Source organism: Yersinia sp. 2553 StPb PI (assembly GCF_052217105.1).
In the GTDB taxonomy this organism is placed as follows: domain Bacteria; phylum Pseudomonadota; class Gammaproteobacteria; order Enterobacterales; family Enterobacteriaceae; genus Yersinia; species Yersinia enterocolitica_E.
The window spans coordinates 3,045,387-3,067,120 of record NZ_JAZGPX010000002.1 but is presented as its reverse complement, the minus strand read 5'-3'; the positions used below and the strand labels follow the sequence as shown (position 1 = coordinate 3,067,120).

Below are 21,734 nucleotides of genomic sequence, written 5' to 3'. Positions count from 1 at the left end.
AGCGGTTATGTAAATGTGATTAATGCGAATTTTGGCAAGGGCGCTATGGTAATGGAAGCGGAGCGTTTCGTCACCTGTAAAATACCCGTCATACTTCAAGCTGCATGTGCGTTGGCGGCCGCAGTTTACCCCAGTCACTTACTGCTCTTGATCTTAAAATTAATAAGCTCTTGGGGACTCGCTCACTTGCTGCCTTCCTGCAACTCGAATTATCTAGGGTATAAGGTATCAGAATAGCCCCATCTGACCTGTTATTAACGTTGTGAAGTCATCGTGCATAAAAGGAAGTATAGCGTCTGCTACCGGTTGCAACTGTCGTGTCAGGTAGTGATCGTAGTCGATAGGGGATTGCCGAATCTCAAGGGGTTCGGGGCCAGCGGTGGTCATGACATAGCTTATCCAGCCCCCATTTTGATATTGCAGCGGGCGACCGAGTTTGCGGTTAAACTCATCCGCCAAGCGTGCCGCTCTGGCGTGTGGTGGCACATTGCGCTGATAGTCATCTAGCCGTCGGCGCAGGCGTTTGCGGTAAACAAGCTGCTCGTCTAATTCGCCACTAAGGGTGCGTGCTACGTAGTCCCGCAGATAATCCTGATAGGGTTGCCGCTGAAAAATGCGCAGATACAATTCTCGCTGAAATTGCTGGGCCAGTGGTGTCCAATCAGTGCGCACGGTTTCCAGCCCTTTGTACACCATCTGATCACCCTCAGAGGTAGAAATCAACCCGGCATAGCGTTTTTTACTGCCTTGCTCGGCACCCCGGATGGTAGGCATCAGAAAACGCCGATAGTGAGTTTCAAATTCCAGTTCCAGGGCGCAGGGTAGATTAAAGGTTTGTTGTATATGATCTTTCCACCATAGATTGACCTGACGTACTAACTCTTTACCTATCTGTGATGCCTGCTCTTCACTGTGAGCATTTTTCAGCCAGACGAAGGTTGAATCGGTATCACCATAAATCACCTGATAACCCTGTACTTCAATGAGCTCGCGGGTCTGGCGCATGATGTCATGGCCGCGCAAGGTGATCGATGAGGCCAGTCTGGGATCGAAAAAGCGGCAGCCGCTGGAACCCAATACGCCATAAAAGGCGTTCATAATGATCTTCAGTGCTTGTGATAACGGTTTGTTTTTCTGACGTTTAGCCGCTTCCCGGCCCTGCCAGATTTGGTTAACGATGGCGGGCAAACAGTGTTTCTCGCGCGAGAACCAGGCACCGCGAAACCCCGGCACCGAGTGCTGTTCATCAGGCAGAGCCATACCTGCCACTAAACCGACCGGATCGATTAAAAAGGTGCGAATAATCGACGGATACAGGCTTTTATAGTCAAGTACCAATACCGAGTCATATAAGCCGGGTTGGGAGTCCATCACAAAACCACCGGGGCTGTGCTCTTCTGGTAACTCACCTAAATTGGGGGCGACGTAACCGATGCGGTGCATACGCGGCAGGTAAAGATGGGTAAACGCCGCCACGGAGCCACCGCTACGATCCGCTGCTAACCCCGTCACTGTGGCGCGTTCCAGCAGGAAGCTGAGCAGCTCGGTCTTGGCAAAAATCCGCGTCACCAGCTCGCAATCTTTCAGGTTATAGCGCGCCAGTGCCGGTTTGTCATGGGCGAAACGTTGATTGATTTCATCCATTCGTTGATAGGGGCTGTCGCTGGCTTTGCCTTCGCCCAGCAGGGTTTGCGAAACAGATTCCAGACTAAATGACGGGAAATTCCAGGTGGCGGATTTTAGCGCCTCGATGCCGTCGATAATCAGCCGACCGGCTGCCGAGGCAAAAAAGTGCCCTTGTTTAAAGCCGTGTTCACGCCATTCCAGCAGGTTACCACCACGGCCAAAGCGCAGTGGGATCTGATAACGGTCAGCGTGTTTTTGCAGAACACGTAAGTCGAACTGCACCAGATTCCAGCCGATAATGGCATCGGGATCATGCACTGCCAGCCACTGGTTTAGTTTTTCCAACAACTGCGGGCGGCTGGCGACGTATTCCAGATTGAAATCCAGCGCCGCACTTTCAACCGTATCACCGTTAGGTGGCCCCAACATGTAAACCTGGCGCTGGCCGCAACCCTCCAGCCCAATACAGTACAGCTCGCCATGTTCGCTGGTTTCGATATCCAGCGACAGCAGTTTTAGTGTTGGACGATAATCCTCGGCCGGTTTCATTTGGGTGTTAAGCAGCGGGCCATGGTTATTGTCATCACCGCTGAACCACACCGGCGCGGTAATAAATCGTTCCATCAGAAACCGTTCTGGTGGGCGAATATCGCCTTCATAGACATTCACACCACTTTCGCGCAGCAGTTTTTCCAAACGAATTAATTGACGATGTTGACTGCAATACAGGCCCAGCACTGGGCGTTGGTGGAAGTCAGTCAGTTCAAGTGGGCGCAACTGCCAGCGGCGTTCATCACGCAGCACGGTTTCAGCCCGTTGCCGTTGTTCGGCCGGGATAAATGCCACTGAGGGTTGCGGCGGCAGCCTGACCTGCTGTGGCCCTTCATCGGTGGCTAACCAGAATTCAACTTCGGTGCCTGCCTGCGTGTCGCGCCAGTGGCGAGTGAGCAGGAAGCCCTGACGGTGTTGCGCCACGGTGCTAACCTTTATAGGTAATGTACAGGCTATTTTATTTGTCATTTTGAACTTGGGCAGTGCTCGATATCCTCACGTACTACGTGTACGCTCCGGTTTCTCCGCGCTGTCCGCATCCAAACTGACTGCAACAATAACGCCTGAGAATTTATGCTATCTTAGTATGGTTATTTATACAGTATTTGTCTATTTTAATGATGATTTCCATTCGCTCCATGTATACCCAAAGTCATTGGAGTTGCAGGTAGGCAGCAAGTGGTCTAATCCCGATGAGTCTATTCATTTTAAGGTCAACGGCCAGTAAGTGATTTGGGTGAGTAAGCGCAGCTAACAACCCTGCGGCTTCAAGGACGAAGGGGAAATTTGTTGATTGACTCATTTCACGACACACCGGACAATCCTCCGCCCTGAACCTTGGGTGTTACCAACGGACAACTTTATGGAAGCCTATTTATTACATTTATTGACGCAATCTCTGGCTTTCACGCTATTTATCGTCATGTTCGTCACTTTTCTCGAATCATTAGCGCTGGTGGGGATGTTACTTCCCGGCACGGTGATGATGACCAGTGTGGGGGCGTTGATTGGCAGCGGCGAAGTCGGTTTTTACTCGGCCTGGGCCGCTGCAACTGTCGGCTGCCTATTGGGGGATTGGATCTCGTATTTTATCGGTCGGCGCTTCAAAGAACCACTGCACCGTTGGTCCTTCCTGAAAAAGCATAAGTCGATGCTGGATAAAACCGAACACGCATTGCATAACCACAGTATGGCAACCGTCCTACTTGGGCGCTTTATCGGCCCGGCACGGCCGATTGTCCCGATGGTGGCTGGTATGTTAAACCTGCCACCGGCAAAATTTGCCTTGCCCAACGTGATTGGTTGCCTGACCTGGCCACCGCTCTACTTCTTCCCAGGCATACTGGCAGGTGTTGCTATTGATATCCCACCGAGCGCCAATAGCTATATGTTTAAGTGGTTGCTATTTGTGGTGGTGATGCTGATTTGGCTGGCACTGTGGCTATCATGGCGCTGGTGGCGGTTTGGCAAGCGTAGCCCGGACCGCCTGAGCCAATGGTTGCCACTGGCTCGCCTGCGCTGGGTGACCGTGCTGGCTATGGTGGCGGCGATTGCCAGCTTTGCCTGGCTGCATATGCAGCCCATTATGCCGATTTATCGTCATTTGTTGTGGAAGGTCCTCGCTGGGTAATCCCCCTTGGGTATACAAGTTATTATGGTCGGGTAGTAATGCCCAACACACTGGCTTCGGGGGCGGTGCCGTTAACCAGCGCTTGTGTCGGGCCGTCGTAGTAAATACGGCCATCGACAATGAGCAATGTCCGATCGGCGATGCGGGCAGCATCATCTAAATTGTGTGACACCATCAGTAATGTCAGTTGCCGGTGGGTACAGACATGATCGACCAATTGCAGCATCTCATTGCGCAACGCAGGATCGAGCGCGGAAAATGGCTCATCCAGTAGCAGGATTGGCTGACTGCGCACTAAACAGCGTGCCAATGCTACCCGCTGACGTTGGCCGCCGGAAAGTTGTGCGGGTAGTCTCTCAAGGCAATCTTCCAGTCCAACCTGCTGGGTAATCTGGCGTAACAGTAACTTTTGCTCATGGCTGAGTTTCAACCCCGGATGTAAACCCAACCCGATATTCTGTGTGACGGTCAAATGTGAGAACAGGTTGTTCTCCTGAAACAGCATCGATACTGGCCGCTCGGCGGGGGCTGTTGCCGTGTGATCCTGATTATTCAGTAGCATACGGCCACTGGCGGGGGCGAGAAAACCAGCAATCAGGCTTAACAGGGTACTTTTGCCAGCACCACTTGGGCCAAGAATCGCCACCCGCTCACCGGGCTGAATATGCAAATCGAAACGCATCGGTAAGTGGTCGTATAAATAGGTGATTTTCTCAAGCTTTAACATGGCGGCTCGGCAGTCGTTCAATAAGAGTAAACAGCAAGAAACAGAGTAACAACAGCAGTAGGGCGGTAACTGCGCCGTCGTTGCTGCGATAAGAACCTATCTGCTGGTAAAGGTAAAACGGCAGCGTGCGGAAGTGCTCATTGCCAAACAGTGCCACCACACCAAAATCACCAATCGATAGCACACAGGCAAAGGCAAGTGCTTGAGCCAGCGGGCGTTTTAGTGCCCTTAACTCAATCAGGCGCACACGGTGCCAGCCACGAATATCCAGTGATAAACACAGCGGCGTGTAGCGTTCAGCCAGATCCCGCATTGGGTTATCCAACACTTTTAGTGCGTAGGGCACAGCCATCAGTGCGTTGGTGAGGATCACCAGCCCGTAAGGGGATTGTGGCAAGCCAAAGGTATCGTTGAGCAATAAAAAGAAGCCGGTCGCCAGGACAATGCCCGGCATCGCCAGAATCACCATACCACTGACTTCCAGTGCCTGCCCACAGGCCATCCGTTGGCGCAGTTTCAGTTCACGGCTGCTCCACAACAACATCATCGTGAGTGTCACGCACAGCAACCCCGCCCCGATAGCGATAGTCAATGAGGTAAAGAAGGCTTGCCATAGCGCAGTTTGTTGTAGCACCGCCAGCATAGTTTGATTACTGCCATCAATCACTACCGCTAGCAATGGCGGCACCATCAATAGCAAAGCAGTACCAATTAACAGGGTGTCGCTGATGCGAGACCAATAGCTATCCTGCTGACTACGCCAGATTTGACTGTGAGTATTACCTACCGCCAATACTGTGTTTAACCGCAGGCTTAGCACCACTAAACCCAGACAGCAACCCAGTTGGATTAGCGCTAATAAGGCCGCACGCCCCAGATCGTAGTCATAACTGAGTGCCTGATAGATGGCCAACTCGATAGTGGTGGCTTGCGGCCCGCCACCCAGTGACAGCACGGTGGCAAAACTGGCAAAACAGAGCATAAAAATCAGCGCCGCGGTTGGCAGAATTTGGCGGCGCAGATAGGGCCATTCAACCCAGCGCAAGTGCTGCCAGCCATTCATCCCCAGTTGTGCGGCTAACTGGCGTTGTTCAACGGCGATGCTTTCCAGTGACTGCAATAGCAAGCGAGTCGCCAGTGGCATATTGAAGAAGATATGCGCCAGCAAAATGCCCTGTAAACCATAAGGTGAGAAGCGGTAATCAACCCCCAGCCAGCTAAACAGGGTCGCCAGCCAACCCTGACGGCCATAAACCGTCAGAATACCAAACAGCGCCACTAACACCGGTAGCACCAGTGTCATAGCGCATAAACGCAACATCAGTTGTCGGCCGGGAAAGCGGCGGCGATACAGGGCTCGCGCTAAGAAAATGGCAGGGATGACTGACAGCAGGGCGGATAAGAATGCCTGCCAAAAGGTAAAGCGGATCACATGCCACAAATAGCGGTCATGCCAGATACTGTGCCAGTCTGCCGCAGGCGCGTGACGCCAGATAGCGGTGAACGCCAGTAAGGCGACACCGACTATCAGTAAGGCAGCCAGTAGCCCTGGCCACAACCATGGAGGGATCAGTGGCTGACGGCGGATTGCCATGCCTGAATCCATTTGCCGCGATTATCTGCCACATCTTTAGCATCAAATTGCAACGCTTTTTGCTGCACGGTAAGGGTTTCAAACCCAGCCGGTAAATCCATTTTAATCACCGGATACATCCAATTACCGGTGGGAATATGGTTCTGGAATGCTGGCGTCACAATAAATTGCATAAAGCGCTGTGCCAGTTGCGGCTGTTTGCTCGAGGCAACCAAGCCTGCGACTTCGACTTGCAGATAGTGGCCTTCGCTAAAATTAGCCGCTGCATAGTTGCTTTTCTTCTCTTCAATCAGATGATAAGCCGGGGAAGTGGTATAGCTCAGCACCAAATCCCCTTCACCTTTCAGGAACAAGCCATAAGCTTCGCTCCAACCCTTGGTAACGGTGACGGTTTTTTTCGCCAGTTGCTGCCACGCCTGCGGCGCTTTATCACCATACACTTTCTGCATCCACAGCATCAGACCAAGACCCGGGGTACTGGTGCGCGGGTCTTGATAAATCACTTTCCACGGCTCTTTGCTATCAACTAATTCTTGCAAGCTCTTCGGCGGATTTTTCAGTTTATCTTTGTTATACACAAAGGCGAAATAGCCATAATCGTACGGGACGAAAGTCTTATTCTGCCACTTCTCCGGGAGAGTAAGGTTCGCGGTATCCACCTGACTTGGTGCGAATAATCCAGTTTGTTCTGCCGCCTGCACCAGATTATTATCCAATCCTAAAATCACGTCAGCCTGACTGTTTTTACCTTCCATCCGCAGGCGATTAAGTAATGAAACACCGTCTTCCAGCGCCACAAATTTAAGCTGGCAATCACACTCGGCTTCAAAGGCTTTTTTAATCGCAGGCCCTGGACCCCAGTCGGCGGCAAAGGAGTCATAGGTGTAAACCGTCAGTGTCGGTTTATCGGCGGCCACCGCAGCGGCAGATAGCAAAAACAAGCAGGGAATAATGCGTTTAAACACTTTGCACTCCTTAACAATAAAGGTGGCAAAGGTATCTGAGGCGGTAAATAACAGCGATATCATGATAATGCAGCGTTATTTTTCTCAAATCCCTCCGCCGGGGTTAGCCGGATCAGGTTCGACGGGTTTGCTCTCAGCGAAAAACTTGCTGCGGTTAGGTTGATCCGGTGTTGGGCAGTACTCGAAATCCTCACGTACTACTTGTACGCTCCGGTTTCTGCGTGCTGTCCGCCTCCGACTGAACCTACCTCGCGACGTTTTTGTTTCATTGTTAATGGAACGAACCAGCATGAATTCTGGACACGACCACAACAGTTTTTCCGCACCCCGTTGAGACGGTGCCATTGTAGAGACTAATCTGGGCGGATGAAAGCAGGTTAGCCCTCTGGTGGGGTAAACCAGGCCGATTTGAAATCAAACCAGCCGAGCGTGTTCATGCGCACCCCGCGCATACTGTGCTGCCCATATAATTCTAACCAATGATGGAACAGCGGGTGGAATTGATTCTGGCTAACCAACCGTTGGCTCCAATCCGCCATCGGCAGGGTATTATTTCGCCATAATTCAACATCCTGATGCAGTTTTTCATCCAAACAATGTTGTAGTAGCGGCAGTTCGTACAGGGTGGCAAACAGGGAGAACTCCAGTGGCAGATAGAAATTCGCGCTGCCAAGCCAGATATCACTCTGTGCATCGCCCTGATACCAACTGACATAATCCAGCACTTGTATCACCAGTGTGACGCCGTGTGCGGCCAACAATGTGGTTAATGTTTGGCTGATGGCGTCAAATTCGGAATGCTCGCTGTAAAATGTCAGCGTCAATTCGGTCAGCCCTGCGGGCTTTGGCTCAAGGGTGGTTAGCCGGTTGTGATGCCAGCGGGGCAGCATGCCGTAGGCCGGTGACCAGTAGCGTTGATAGAAAGGATCTGGATGGCTGAGCAGGGCGACCGGTGTTATCAACTCACACAACCAGCGGCGGATCTCTGGGTTACTGGTCTGAGGCGATCGCTGATCAAACAGTAAAAAATAGCAGCCTTCCTCCAGCCGACTTTCCAGCTCGTTTTTACTGGTATCGTCAGCCTGCAATTGCACACCGGAATAAACCAGCTCCTCAGACAACTCAGGTAGCACCCAGATATTGACCTCATCAATCAGTGCGCGGAAACCAAAATAGTTATCAAAAGCCTGTATCTTCAACTGATTATGGTGATTTCTAATCACCGAGTAGGGGCCGGTACCAATAGGATGGCGGCGGAAGTCGGGTTGATTCTCCCATTCTTGCGGCAAAATCATGGCGTGAACACTACCCAACAACCATGGCAACCAGTGATCCGGGCAACTTAGATGGATATCAATCACATAGGGCGTTGGTGAGCGCACGGCGGTGATATGAGAGAACAGGGGCTGCGGAATCAGCCGGGTCAGGCTGCTGATGACATCATCCATTTCCAGTTCACGCCCATGGTGAAAATGGATGGCAGGGCGCAAATAAAAACGCCAATGCAACGGGCTAATAGCTTGCCAGTGATGGGATAAATCCGGTTCCAGTTCCCCATTTTCCTCATTTATGCGTGTCAGGCCATTAAAAATCTGCCGCACCATATGCGTTTCGGAGCGGCGCAACGCGGTACCGGGCAGCAGGTTTTGTAGCGGGCGATAATAGAGCACCCGCAGGATGTGTTTTCCTTGGCGGAAACTGCGTCCCAACTGGGATAGCAGCATTTGGCGCACTGCTTTTTTATCCCCTACCAACTGCACTAACTGATCGATATGGTCCTGTTCCAGCAGCTCTTCGGCCCGCTGTTGTTGCAGTGCCAACCCGGAGTAGAGGAAGGCCAGTTGTGAGCGTTTACCGCGACCCGCTTCAGCCTGCCAGCTTAGCCAACCCTCTTGTTGCATGCTACCCAGCAAGGATCGTACATGGCGGCGTGAACAACTGAGCACGTCTGCCAGCTCCTGCAAGGTGGTTTCCGTCGGCTGGCCATTAAAACGTTGCCAGAGGCGAATAAACTGCTGTTGTAGACGTGAGGCAGACATAAAAGAGGAACTCCACGGCAAATTTCATCAATTTTTCTTTCCCTATATTACGCAGATACTGATTGCCAATGAAAGCGGGTTATCGTGGCAATGCCGCCAACGGGAGGAATAAATGATTTTTAATTTACAGCGTTATTCCACCCATGACGGCCCCGGTATTCGCAGTGTGGTATTCATGAAAGGCTGTTCGCTGAGTTGCCGTTGGTGCCAAAACCCGGAAAGTCGATCACGTAAAGCGGAGGTGCTATTTGACTCGCGCCTGTGCTTATCAGGTTGTGAGTTATGCCAACAGACCTGCCCGCAGGCAATAGAGCGCATTGACGATTGCATTGTTATCACGCGCCAACGGCTGGAAGAGGATGACCTTCAGGCACTCACCGTGCGTTGCCCGAGTGGTGCACTGACGGTGTGTGGTAGCCCGATTGATATTGATACCACTATGGCAACACTGTTGCGCGATATGCCGTTTTATCGGCGCAGTGGCGGTGGTGTGACGCTATCCGGTGGTGAGCCATTTATGCAACCCGATGTAGCGGCTGAGTTATTGCAACGCTGTCATCTGCTTGGTATCCACACGGCGGTTGAGTCTTGTCTGCATACGCCGTGGCATTACATCGCGCCCTCTTTGCCGTGGCTGGATCTGATGCTGGCGGATTTAAAGCACACGGATGAAAACCGTTTTCGCCAGTGGACTGGAGGTTCGGCTAAACGGGTGATGGACAACTTTCGTCAGTTAGCGGCAGCGGGCACCAACATCACAGTACGGGTGCCGTTGATCCCAGATTTCAATGCAGATCGCCACTCTATACAAGGGATCGTCGATTTTGCGGCTGATGAGATAGGCGTTAAAGAGATTCACTTTTTGCCTTACCACACGTTGGGTATCAACAAATATTCGCTGCTGGGTGAAGAGTATCGGGCAGCAAGCACACCGTTGGACGCTCCTGAACTGCTTCACTTCGCGGAAAGCTATGCCCGTGATAAAGGCTTGACCGCAATTTTACGAGGATAATGCTATGACCACCCTTGATTTGGTAACGCTAAGCGAACGGACGAAACAGCATAAAAACGCACTGATCCACATTGTGAAGCCGCCGGTTTGTACCGAACGAGCTCAGCATTATACCGAGGCTTATCAGCAGCATCAGGACAAACCTCTCCCCGTCAGGCGCGCGCTGGCGCTGGCGCATCACTTACAGCTTCGCACCGTCTGGATCAAAAATGATGAGCTGATTATCGGTAATCAGGCCAGCCAACTGCGCGCCGCGCCAATTTTCCCTGAATACACCGTGAGTTGGATTGAAAACGAAATTGATGAGCTGGCCGATCGCCCCGGTGCGGGTTTCTCGGTCAGTGCAGCAGATAAAGCGGTATTGCACCGTATCTGCCCGTGGTGGCGCGGCCAAACAGTGCAGGACCGCTGCTACGGCATGTTTACCGATGAGCAAAAAGCGTTATTGGCTACCGGCATTATAAAAGCCGAAGGTAATATGACCTCCGGCGATGCGCATTTGGCGGTTAACTTCCCGTTATTGCTGGAAAAAGGACTGGATGGTCTGCGCAGCAAAGTGGCAAGTCGCCGCGAACGGTTACAACTGACGGACTGGAGTGACCTGCATAAAGAGCAATTCCTTAAAGCCATTGATATTTCATTGGCGGCGCTGAGCGAACATATCGAACGTTATGCGGCGGTTGCGCGGCAAATGGCAGAAGAAGAGAGCCGTGATTGGCGGCGCATTGAGTTACAAACTATCGCCACAAACTGCGAACTGATTGCTCACCAACCGCCACAGACCTTCTGGCAAGCCTTGCAGTTGTGCTATTTCATCCAATTGATGCTGCAAATTGAATCTAACGGCCACTCGGTTTCCTTTGGCCGCCTCGACCAATACCTCTATCCGTGGTATCGCCGTGACGTGGAGCTGGAAAATACCCTCAGCCGCGAAAAAGCCATTGAGATGTTGCATAGCTGCTGGCTCAAGTTGCTGGAAGTGAACAAGATCCGTTCCGGTTCGCACTCCAAAGCCTCGGCGGGCAGCCCGTTGTATCAGAATGTCACTATTGGTGGGCAGAAGCTGGTGCAGGGTAAAGCGATTGATGCGGTTAACCCGCTCTCTTATGCGGTGTTGGAGTCTTGCGGCCGTTTACGTTCAACTCAGCCGAATCTCAGCGTGCGCTACCATGCCGGTATCAGTGATGATTTCCTCGATGCCTGTGTGCAAGTCATTCGCTGCGGCTTTGGTATGCCTGCGTTTAATAATGACGAAATTGTTATTCCTGAATTTATCAAATTGGGTGTAGAGCCACAGGATGCTTACGATTACGCTGCCATCGGTTGCATTGAAACTGCGGTGGGGGGGAAATGGGGCTATCGCTGTACTGGCATGAGTTTTATTAATTTTGCTCGCGTGATGCTAGCGGCGCTGGAGCAAGGTAAAGATGCGACCTCTGGGCAAGTATTCTTGCCGCAAGAGCAGGGGTTATCGAAGGGTAACTTCACTGATTTCTCACAAGTGATGGCGCAATGGGATCAGCAGATTCGTTACTACACGCGAAAATCCATCGAAATTGAGTGTGTGGTAGATACGGTGTTGGAAGAGAATGCCCACGATATTGTCTGTTCTGCACTGGTGGATGACTGTATTGAGCGCGGTAAAAGTATTAAGCAGGGCGGCGCGCGTTATGACTGGGTTTCCGGCTTGCAGGTGGGCATTGCCAATTTGGGTAATAGTCTGGCAGCGGTACGAAAACTGGTGTTTGAACAACAGCTTATCGGACAGCAGCAACTGGCAACGGCGTTAACAAATGACTTTGCTGGCCTGAACGGTGAGCAATTACGCCAACATCTGATTAATTCAGCACCGAAATACGGTAATGATGTTGATGATGTAGACCAACTGCTGGTGCGCGCTTATCAGACGTATATTGATGAGTTGAAGCAATATCACAATACCCGCTTTGGTCGCGGCCCGATAGGCGGTACCTATTACGCCGGGACGTCCTCTATCTCTGCTAACGTGCCGTTTGGTGCGGCAACGATGGCAACACCGGATGGCCGTAAAGCGCACAGCCCGCTGGCGGAGGGAGCAAGCCCTGCTTCTGGTACTGATCATCTGGGGCCAACTGCGGTGTTTAACTCCCTGTCAAAACTGCCGACAGCCTCTATTCTGGGCGGGGTGCTACTGAATCAAAAACTGAATCCGTCAACTTTGGATAACCCGCGTGATCGCGAAAAGCTGATGATGATGTTGCGTACCTTCTTCGAGGAGTATCTGGGCTGGCATGTGCAATACAACATTGTATCGCGTGAGATATTGCTCGATGCCAAGCAGCACCCAGACCGCTACCGTGATCTGGTGGTGCGGGTTGCCGGTTACTCGGCATTCTTTACCGCGCTATCGCCAGATGCACAAGACGATATCATCGCCCGAACAGAGCACACTTTGTGAGCTGTGGTAGATGATAATTGATGTTGATGTCTGTTAAATGAACCAAGTCTTGCCTTGCTGTGTACCAAAAATTTCTGAGTAATGGTGACTTTCACCAGCCAGTAGGCTTAACAACCTGCTGGCTTTTTTTATCCTGCCTCCTTGAGGCTACAGCGTTGTTAGCTGCGTTCACGCACCCGAATCACTTACTTGAGTAAGCTCATCGGGATTTGTTCGCTTGCTGCCTAGCTATAGCCCCAATGACTTTGGATAATATCCTGTCTCCTTGAGGCTACAGCGTTGTTAGCTGCGTTCACGCACCCGAATCACTTACTTGAGTAAGCTCATCGGGATTTGTTCGCTTGCTGCCTAGCTATAGCCCCAATGACTTTGGATAATATCCTGTCTCCTTGAGGCTACAGTGTTGTTAGCTGCGTTCACGCACCCGAATCACTTACTTGAGTAAGCTCATCGGGATTTGTTCGCTTGCTGCCTAGCTATAGCCCCAATGACTTTGGATAATATCCTGTCTCCTTGAGGCTACAGCGTTGTTAGCTGCGTTCACGCACCCGAATCACTTACTTGAGTAAGCTCATCGGAATTTGTTCGCTTGCTGCCTAGCTATAGCCCCAATGACTTTGGATAATATCCTGTCTCCTTGAGGCTGAAACACGGTCAGCCGTATCCATTATTCGGATGTGAAATTTATGCGGCTGATATACTTTTCTCTATATAAATCTACCCGCTTCTGTAGCATAGCGTTTAATTGTTATTTCTGGCGCTGGAGCCTGGAATGAAATCTGCTTTGATCTTTTCCCGCCGTATTAACCCGGTGTTTCTCGCTTTCTTCGTGGTGGCTTTTCTTTCCGGTATCGCCGGCGCGTTACAGGCACCGACATTAAGCTTGTTCTTAAGCACTGAAGTGAAAGTACGCCCACTGTGGGTGGGATTGTTTTATACCGTCAATGCCATTGCCGGGATTACCGTCAGCTTTGTACTGGCCAAACGATCAGATTTACGTGGTGACCGCCGCAAGCTAATTATGGTCTGCTACTTGATGGCGGTGGGGAACTGCCTGCTATTTGCTTTTAATCGTGACTATCTGACGCTAATCACTGCCGGTGTGCTGCTGGCAGCAGTAGCAAATACCGCCATGCCGCAGATTTTCGCCTTAGCGCGAGAATATGCCGATAGCTCGGCGCGGGAAGTGGTGATGTTTAGTTCGATTATGCGTGCGCAGCTTTCATTGGCTTGGGTTATCGGCCCGCCGCTGTCGTTTATGTTAGCGCTGAATTATGGCTTTACGCTGATGTTCAGTATCGCCGCCGGTATTTTTGTCCTCAGTGCGCTGGTGGTGTGGTTTATTTTGCCCTCGGTGCAGCGAGCAGAGCCAGTAGTAGATGCGCCAGCGGTGGTGCAGGGCAGTTTGTTTGCCGATAAAGACGTTTTGTTGCTGTTTATTGCTTCAATGTTGATGTGGACCTGCAACACCATGTACATCATTGATATGCCTCTGTATATCACAGCAAGCTTGGGATTGCCTGAGCGGTTGGCTGGTCTGTTGATGGGGACTGCTGCCGGGTTGGAAATCCCTATTATGCTGCTGGCGGGTTACTCGGTCAGGCGTTTTGGTAAGCGCAAAATTATGCTGTTTGCGGTGCTGGCGGGTGTGCTGTTTTATACCGGATTGGTGTTATTCAAATTCAAAACTGCACTGATGCTATTGCAGATTTTTAATGCCATTTTTATTGGTATTGTCGCCGGGATTGGCATGCTCTATTTTCAGGATTTAATGCCAGGCAGAGCCGGGGCAGCAACCACGCTGTTTACCAATAGCATTTCCACTGGGGTGATTCTGGCGGGGATTCTGCAAGGGGTATTGACCGAAACCTGGGGCCATAATTCGGTATATGTGGTGGCGATGGGATTAGCTATTCTGGCGTTAATCATCTGTGCACGGGTGAGAGAGGCATAGCGCCCGGAAGGGCGCTAAGGGTAATGACTAACCTATTTGGCAGCAATATTCCCCCAGCCTGAAGTGAGCAGGGGGAGAGTGGCAGTCGCGCTTTATTCGACCGGTTTTAATCGCGCAACAAAGTGGCGCAGAACCGGGGGTTCGTAGGTAAAGGTTAAGCCTTTGATATCATGAGCGCGTGACTTGAGCGAGATCAGGGCATCAGCGATGTAATCCATATGGTCGTTGGTGTAGACCCGGCGCGGGATAGTCAGACGCAGCAGTTCCAGCGGTGACGGTTTTTGTTTACCCGTTTCTGGATCTCGTCCCAACAGTAGCGAGCCAATTTCCACACTGCGGATACCCGCCTCCAGATACAGTGCGTTATTTAAGGCTTGGGCTGGGAATTGCTCCGCCGGAATATGTGGCAGCAGAATCTTGGCATCGACAAATACCGCGTGGCCGCCGGTAGGATACTGAATTGGAATCCCGCCCGCCCGCAGGCGTTCACCCAAATATTCGACTTGTCCGATGCGGTACTTCAGGAAGTCCTCGTTCATCCCTTCTTCCAGCCCGATAGCCAGCGCTTCCATATCACGACCGGCTAAACCGCCATAGGTGACAAACCCTTCCATTGGTACACAACGGATGCGAACATCGTCAAACAGGTGTTCATCGGTACGGAAACAACACAGCCCGCCAATATTCACCATGGGATCTTTTTTGGCAGACATGGTTAACATATCACCATATTGGTACATCTCCAGAATGATCTCTTTGACCGACTTATCTGCGTAACCCGGCTCTCTTTGTTTGATAAACCAGGCATTCTCACAGAAGCGAGCCGAGTCGATCACTACTGGAATATTGTGCTGCTGAGCGATGCGATACACTTCACGCATATTGCTCATGGAAATAGGTTGGCCGCCGGAGCTATTACAGGTCACGGTGGTAATAATAGAAATTACGTTTTCTTCACCATGTTCAGCGATGGTTGCCTTTAACTGATCTAAATCGAAATCCCCTTTCCAGTCATAATACGTAACGGTATCAAAGGCTTTCGGTGTGACTACGTTAATTGCCTTCGCGCCGTTCATCTCAACATGGGCGGCAGTGGTATCAAAGTGGAAGTTGGAAATAAAGACCGGTTTCTTGCCACCACCGGTTTTTTGTTTTTTCGCAATCAGGCAAGGGAATAATATTTGCTCCGCGCCACGCCCCTGATGGGTTGGGATAGTAAATGGATAGCCAATCAGTTTCTTCACTTGGTCACACAAGTGATAGTAGTTACGCGAACCGGCATAGGCCTCATCGCCCATCATTAATCCGGCCCATTGGCGGTCACTCATCGCACCGGTGCCAGAGTCGGTGAGCAAATCAATATAGACATCTTCACTCGGCAGTAAGAATGGGTTATAGCCTGCCTCGATTAATGCTTTCTCACGATCTTCCCGGTTGGTCATCCGAATATTTTCAACCATTTTAATACGGAAGGGCTCTGGGATACGTTTCATGGCTTATGACTCCAAATACCCTTGGAACTTGAAGTCGCAGCTAACGTCTCTGCAACGCCAATCATTTTGGGTATTTTTATTATTAATATTTAAAATGCAGTCATATTTTGGCGAGTGAAAATAGCCATTCGCATTACCAATGACGGCAACAAAATAAAGAGATGAGTTTTTTCAGCCTAAGCTGAATAAGCAATGGGGGAGTTAACGCGGGAAATCGTTGGCGAGGCGGTAATCTATATTAAACCAGGCTCGGCTATCGCCGGAGATGCGTGCTTCGTAACGCAGTATAATGCGTATCATAAGGCGCCCTCTAGGTGTGGATGGTGAATAATAGCATACCTTGGTTGAAAAAATAAAAAGTGACCGCCAGCACAAAATATAATCAAATAAATCAATATCAGAATAATTAATATCTAGTTAAAATAATGACTTGAGAATATATCATGTAACATATTGATTGATATGGGATTTGTTTTGTGAATAATGAAAAAAGGAAGGGTGCGTTTTAAAATGGGATTTTTATCTATTTTGAATTGTTGGGTCAGGGCTTACCTGACACCAACAATATACTCACAAAATGAACTTAAAATAAATTAACGTAAAAATGCTGGTTGCTGTTTTTCATATGCAGAAATATTACTTTCATGCTGCAACGTCAGGCCAATACTGTCCAAACCATTAATCATACAATGGCGGCGGAAGCTGTCTATTTCAAAAGAATAACTATTGCCACCGGCATTCACTGTTTGCTGTTCCAAATCAACAATAAACTCGATGCCTTCATTATCGTTAACCAATTGGAATAAGGTATCGATATCTGCTTCGCTTAAGGTCACTGGTAATAATTGGTTATTAAACGAGTTACCGTAAAATATATCAGCGAAACTAGGGGCAATAACCACTTTGAAACCGAAGTCGGTCAATGCCCACGGCGCGTGTTCCCGTGAGGAGCCACAACCGAAATTCTCACGCGCTAACAAAATGGTTGCACCCAGATAGCGGGGTTGGTTCAGCACAAATTCAGGGTTTGGCACTTTGCCTGCGTCGTCGAGAAAACGCCAATCGTTAAACAAGTGTTGGCCAAAGCCAGTGCGCGTCACTTTTTGTAAAAATTGTTTTGGGATAATCGCGTCGGTATCGACGTTTGCCGCATCCAACGGAGCAACCAAACCCGTGTGTTGAGTAAATTTAGCCATAATGGTGTCTCCGGTTAGTGGGTGGCGGCTTCTAAGTCGCGAACATCAGCAAAATGACCACTGACAGCGGCGGCGGCGGCCATTGCCGGGCTAACCAAATGTGTGCGGCCACCACGGCCCTGACGGCCTTCAAAGTTACGGTTGCTGGTGGAGGCACAACGCTCTCCGGGTTCCAGACGGTCGTTGTTCATCGCCAAACACATGGAACAACCAGGCAAACGCCACTCAAAACCGGCCTCGATAAAGATCTTATCCAAACCTTCCGCTTCTGCCTGCGCTTTTACCGGGCCTGAGCCGGGTACCACAATAGCTTGCACGCCAGTCGCGACTTTACGACCTTGCGCCACCGCTGCTGCGGCACGCAAATCTTCAATGCGTGAGTTAGTGCAGGAACCGATAAAGACTTTATCAATGGCTACCTCGGTCAACTTAATGCCGGGGCGCAAATCCATATATGCCAACGCTTTTTCCGCCGAGGCACGTTCAACGGGATCACTGAAGGACTCAGGCGCAGGAATCATGTCATTAACCGCAATAACCTGGCCCGGGTTGGTGCCCCAAGTGACTTGTGGCGCGATGTCGGCGGCATCCAGGGTGACGATAGTGTCAAATTTAGCATCAGCATCAGATTTCAAGCTGCGCCAATAGGCCACGCCTTGTTCCCACTGCTCGCCAGTTGGGGCGAACTGACGACCTTTCAGGTAGTCGAAAGTGGTGTCATCCGGGGCGACTAAACCGGCTTTAGCACCCATCTCGATCGCCATATTACATAATGTCATCCGGCCTTCCATGCTCAGCGCTGCAATCGCGCTGCCACAGAACTCCACAACATGGCCGGTGCCGCCCGCGCTGCCGGTTTTGCCGATAATCGCCAAGACGATGTCTTTGGCGGTAATCCCTGCACCGACAGTGCCGTTAACTTCGATTTTCATGGTTTTGGCACGGCCCTGTTTCAGGGTCTGGGTTGCCAGCACATGCTCAACTTCTGAAGTGCCGATACCGAAGGCCAATGAGCCGAATGCACCATGGGTCGCGGTATGTGAGTCACCACAGACGATAGTCATGCCCGGTAAAGTCATACCTTGTTCAGGGCCAATCACATGGACGATGCCTTGGAACGGATGATTCAGGTCATATAAAGAGACACCGAACTCAGCACAGTTCTTAATCAGCTCCTGCATCTGAATCCGCGCCATTTCGCCGCTGGCATTGATATCTTTGGTCTGGGTTGAAACGTTGTGGTCCATCGTGGCAAAGGTTTTACCCGGCTGACGCACCGGACGACCCATGGCGCGCAAACCATCAAAGGCTTGCGGCGAAGTAACTTCATGCACCAGATGGCGGTCGATGTACAACAATGGGGTTTCATTTGGCGCTTCGTAAACGATGTGCGCATCGTACAATTTTTGATATAAGGTCTTGCCCATTTTACACCCCCTCCATCACGAATTTAGCGATAATATCGCCCATTTCGTTGGTACCGATGGCTTTACCTTCGCCTGCCAAATCAGCCGTGCGATAGCCTTGTTCCAATGCCTGATTGATCGCATGCTCAATAGCATCGGCGGCATCGTCTTTACCTAAACTGAAACGCAACAGCAGAGTTAATGACAAAATCTGGGCAATTGGGTTGGCGATATTTTTGCCCGCGATATCGGGTGCGGAGCCACCTGCGGGTTCGTATAAACCGAAACCTTGTTCGTTCAGGCTGGCCGACGGCAACATCCCCATTGAACCCGTTATCATGGCGCACTCATCAGACAAAATATCGCCAAACAAGTTAGAACACAGCAATACATCAAACTGGGCAGGGTCTTTGATCAACTGCATGGTGGCGTTATCGATATACATATGGGACAACGCAACATCTGGGTAATCGGCCGCAATGGCAGTTACCACTTCACGCCACAGAATAGAGCTTTGCAACACATTGGCTTTATCAATAGAAGTAACTTTGCCACGACGTTTACGCGCAGATTCAAAGGCAATACGGGCAATACGTTCAATCTCAAAGCGATGATAAACTTCGGTATCAAAAGCACGCTCGTGCTGGCCTTGGCCTTCACGGCCTTTGGGTTGGCCGAAGTAGATACCGCCGGTTAATTCACGCACACACAGAATATCAAAACCTTTGGCAGCAATATCGCTGCGCAATGGGCAGAAGTCTTCTAACCCTTGATACAACCGCGCCGGGCGCAAGTTGCTGAATAATTTGAAGTGCTTGCGCAAAGGCAACAACGCACCACGCTCGGGTTGTTCAGCCGGTGGCAAATGTTCCCATTTCGGGCCGCCTACCGAGCCAAACAAGATAGCATCAGCCTGCTCACATCCGCTGACTGTCGCTGCCGGTAACGGGCTGCCGTGACGGTCGATGGCTGCACCACCTACATCATAAACGCTAGTTGAAATCTTGATGCCGAAACGTTGACGCACCGCATCCAATACTTTATTTGCCTGAGTCATTACTTCAGGGCCAATACCGTCTCCGGGCAAAACGGCAATATGATAAGTCTTAGTCATGTTCACACCATTTCCTGATTATTTTGTTGCAAGCGCTGCTTCTCAATCTCTACCTGATGAGCGCGGCAGATGTTATTTAATACGTGAACCAACGCTTTAGCGGATGACTCGACAATATCTGTTGCCAGACCCACGCCGTGGAAGCGGCGGCCCTTATGATCAACCACGATATCAACCTGACCCAATGCGTCTTTACCCTGACCGTTGGCAGACAGTTGATATTTCACCAGTTCAATTTCATAACCGGTAATGCGATTGATGGCCTGATACACCGCATCAACCGGGCCATTACCTGTGGCCGCTTCTGATTTAATGTCTTCGCCACAGACCAATTTCACGGATGCTGTTGCCATTACGCTGGAACCCGACTGCACGCTGAAATAGTCTAAACGGTAGTGTTCCGGCTCTTCCTGTTGTTTATTAATGAAGGCTAACGCTTCTAAATCGTAATCAAATACCTGGCCCTTTTTATCTGCCAGCTTCAGGAATGCGTCGTACAAAGAGTCCAAATTGTAATCTTTATCCTGATAACCCATCTCTTCCATACGGTGTTTGACCGCCGCGCGACCAGAACGGGAGGTCAGGTTCAACTGCACTTCTTTCAAGCCAATGGATTGTGGTGTCATGATTTCGTAGTTTTCACGATTTTTCAGCACGCCATCCTGATGAATACCGGATGAGTGAGCGAAAGCATTACTGCCGACAATGGCTTTGTTAGCGGGTATTGGCATGTTGCATAACTTACTGACCAACTGGCTGGTGCGGTAAATCTCTTGATGATTGATATTGGTATGCACGCCCAACATCTTTTCACGCACTTTGATAGCCATGATCACTTCTTCCAGTGAACAGTTACCGGCGCGTTCGCCCAAACCATTAATCGTGCCTTCTACCTGACGCGCACCGGCTTGTACTGCGGTGATGGAGTTGGCAACGGACATGCCCAAATCGTCATGGCAATGCACCGAGATAATGGCTTTATCAATATTTGGCACCCGCTCATACAAGTCGGTGATAATTCCGCCGAATTGATAAGGAGTGGTGTAACCGACAGTATCAGGGATATTGATGGTAGTCGCGCCGGCATTAATCGCAGCTTCTACGATGCGGCACAGGTTATCAATAGGGGTACGGCCAGCATCTTCACAAGAGAATTCAACATCATTGGTATAGTTGCGAGCGCGTTTCACCGAGTGCACTGCCATCGCCAACACATCATCAAATGAGCGCTTTAATTTGGATTCGATATGTAAGGTGGATGTCGCCAAGAACACATGAATACGGAAGGCTTCAGCAATACGTAAAGCTTCGGCGGCGACATCAATATCTTTGTCTACACAGCGAGCCAGAGCACACACGCGGCTGTTTTTGACTTGCTGAGCGATGGTGCGCACTGACTCAAAATCGCCAGGGGAGGAAACCGGGAAACCGACTTCCATTACATCGACACCCATTCTTTCCAGTGCAAGCGCGATTTGCAGCTTCTCTTTAACACTCAGGCTGGCTTGCAATGCTTGTTCACCGTCGCGCAATGTTGTATCGAAAATAATGACTTGTTGGCTCATGGGTTGTTCCTTGTCGTGTTTACATTTGCGCTTAGCGGGTAAAAAAAAACCCGCGCATTTGCGCGGGCTTGTTAATCTTGATGACTGAATCAGTTCTGATTTCCGTCCACCAACATACCGCGCAAGTGAGATGCGTTAAGTAGTAGGCTTAGTAGGCGGGTTGAGTAGAACATAATTTTTCAGTTTCTCATGGGTTAAAATAGTGCGTTGCCTAAATTGATACGTGAATTTTGTGGTCATGTCAACTTTTGTTTAAAATGGCCAGTTCAACTGGTTGCACGGGTTATCAATTCCTTATAACGACACAAAAAACCTAAAAATTAAAAATATAGGATTTTTAATCTAAAAATAGATGCTGATGATTTTGTTTTATTTGGCATAGTCTTAATAATATGGATTATTGTGCTTTTTTGATATTTGGATC

Annotated in this window: 15 protein-coding genes; 4 read left to right on the top strand and 11 right to left on the bottom strand. The window is 50.2% G+C overall.

Translation table 11 applies throughout. From position 1 onward, the window contains the following. Positions 1-228: 228 nt before the first annotated feature. Complete coding sequence (locus V2A84_RS15535; protein ID WP_083160576.1) at positions 229-2,601, bottom strand: DNA polymerase II; 2,373 nt, start codon at positions 2,599-2,601, stop codon at positions 229-231. Between the two features lie 439 nt (positions 2,602-3,040). On the opposite strand from V2A84_RS15535, the gene V2A84_RS15530 reads away from it, so the two are divergent. After that, positions 3,041-3,808 carry a DedA family protein gene (locus tag V2A84_RS15530; RefSeq protein ID WP_083160572.1) on the top strand — a complete coding sequence of 256 codons (768 nt, stop codon included), beginning with the start codon at positions 3,041-3,043 and terminating at the stop codon, positions 3,806-3,808. Between the two features lie 22 nt (positions 3,809-3,830). Here the strand turns inward: V2A84_RS15530 and thiQ are convergent, their stop codons facing one another. The 4 genes from thiQ to sgrR all read right to left on the bottom strand — a co-directional run bounded on the left by thiQ (position 3,831) and on the right by sgrR (position 9,133). After that, positions 3,831-4,535: a thiamine ABC transporter ATP-binding protein ThiQ gene (thiQ, locus tag V2A84_RS15525; protein WP_083160570.1), complete on the bottom strand. Its 705-nt coding sequence runs from the start codon at positions 4,533-4,535 to the stop codon at positions 3,831-3,833. Beyond that, on the bottom strand, positions 4,522-6,129 hold the full coding sequence (gene thiP, locus V2A84_RS15520) for a thiamine/thiamine pyrophosphate ABC transporter permease ThiP (RefSeq protein ID WP_420073045.1): 1,608 nt from the start codon (positions 6,127-6,129) through the stop codon (positions 4,522-4,524). Before thiP ends, thiQ begins: the two co-directional genes overlap by 14 nt. Beyond that, a complete protein-coding gene (gene thiB / locus V2A84_RS15515) occupies positions 6,105-7,094 on the bottom strand; it encodes a thiamine ABC transporter substrate binding subunit (RefSeq protein ID WP_442848945.1) in 990 nt (329 codons plus the stop codon). Before thiB ends, thiP begins: the two co-directional genes overlap by 25 nt. Positions 7,095-7,471: 377 nt before the next feature. Continuing rightward, positions 7,472-9,133, bottom strand: coding sequence for an HTH-type transcriptional regulator SgrR (gene sgrR / locus V2A84_RS15510; protein WP_442848944.1), 1,662 nt, complete (start codon positions 9,131-9,133; stop codon positions 7,472-7,474). Between the two features lie 112 nt (positions 9,134-9,245). On the opposite strand from sgrR, the gene V2A84_RS15505 reads away from it, so the two are divergent. From V2A84_RS15505 to V2A84_RS15495, 3 genes are all read left to right on the top strand, one after another. Next, positions 9,246-10,145, top strand: coding sequence for a glycyl-radical enzyme activating protein (locus V2A84_RS15505; RefSeq protein WP_083160564.1), 900 nt, complete (start codon positions 9,246-9,248; stop codon positions 10,143-10,145). Positions 10,146-10,149: 4 nt separating this feature from the next. Continuing rightward, the gene (locus tag V2A84_RS15500; protein WP_372568666.1) at positions 10,150-12,582 is read left to right on the top strand and encodes a formate C-acetyltransferase/glycerol dehydratase family glycyl radical enzyme; all 2,433 of its coding nucleotides are present in this window, start codon (positions 10,150-10,152) and stop codon (positions 12,580-12,582) included. 772 nt (positions 12,583-13,354) lie between these two features. Beyond that, on the top strand, positions 13,355-14,536 hold the full coding sequence (locus tag V2A84_RS15495) for a sugar efflux transporter (RefSeq protein ID WP_083160560.1): 1,182 nt from the start codon (positions 13,355-13,357) through the stop codon (positions 14,534-14,536). Positions 14,537-14,628: 92 nt separating this feature from the next. Here V2A84_RS15495 and tnaA read toward each other — a convergent pair whose 3' ends face one another. The 6 genes from tnaA to leuA form a co-directional block, all read right to left on the bottom strand. Continuing rightward, positions 14,629-16,029: a tryptophanase gene (gene tnaA, locus V2A84_RS15490; protein ID WP_083160558.1), complete on the bottom strand. Its 1,401-nt coding sequence runs from the start codon at positions 16,027-16,029 to the stop codon at positions 14,629-14,631. Between the two features lie 201 nt (positions 16,030-16,230). Then, positions 16,231-16,329, bottom strand: coding sequence for a tryptophanase leader peptide (gene tnaC / locus V2A84_RS15485; protein WP_083160556.1), 99 nt, complete (start codon positions 16,327-16,329; stop codon positions 16,231-16,233). A 293-nt stretch (positions 16,330-16,622) separates the two neighbouring features. Then, entirely contained in the window at positions 16,623-17,225 is a 603-nt protein-coding gene (gene leuD / locus V2A84_RS15480; protein ID WP_083160554.1) for a 3-isopropylmalate dehydratase small subunit, read from the bottom strand. A gap of 14 nt (positions 17,226-17,239) precedes the next feature. After that, positions 17,240-18,652 carry a 3-isopropylmalate dehydratase large subunit gene (leuC, locus tag V2A84_RS15475; protein WP_083160551.1) on the bottom strand — a complete coding sequence of 471 codons (1,413 nt, stop codon included), beginning with the start codon at positions 18,650-18,652 and terminating at the stop codon, positions 17,240-17,242. 1 nt (position 18,653) lies between these two features. Further along, the gene (gene leuB / locus V2A84_RS15470) at positions 18,654-19,745 is read right to left on the bottom strand and encodes a 3-isopropylmalate dehydrogenase (RefSeq protein WP_102970474.1); all 1,092 of its coding nucleotides are present in this window, start codon (positions 19,743-19,745) and stop codon (positions 18,654-18,656) included. Positions 19,746-19,747: 2 nt separating this feature from the next. Beyond that, positions 19,748-21,310, bottom strand: coding sequence for a 2-isopropylmalate synthase (gene leuA / locus V2A84_RS15465; protein ID WP_083160547.1), 1,563 nt, complete (start codon positions 21,308-21,310; stop codon positions 19,748-19,750). Positions 21,311-21,734 lie beyond the last annotated feature (424 nt).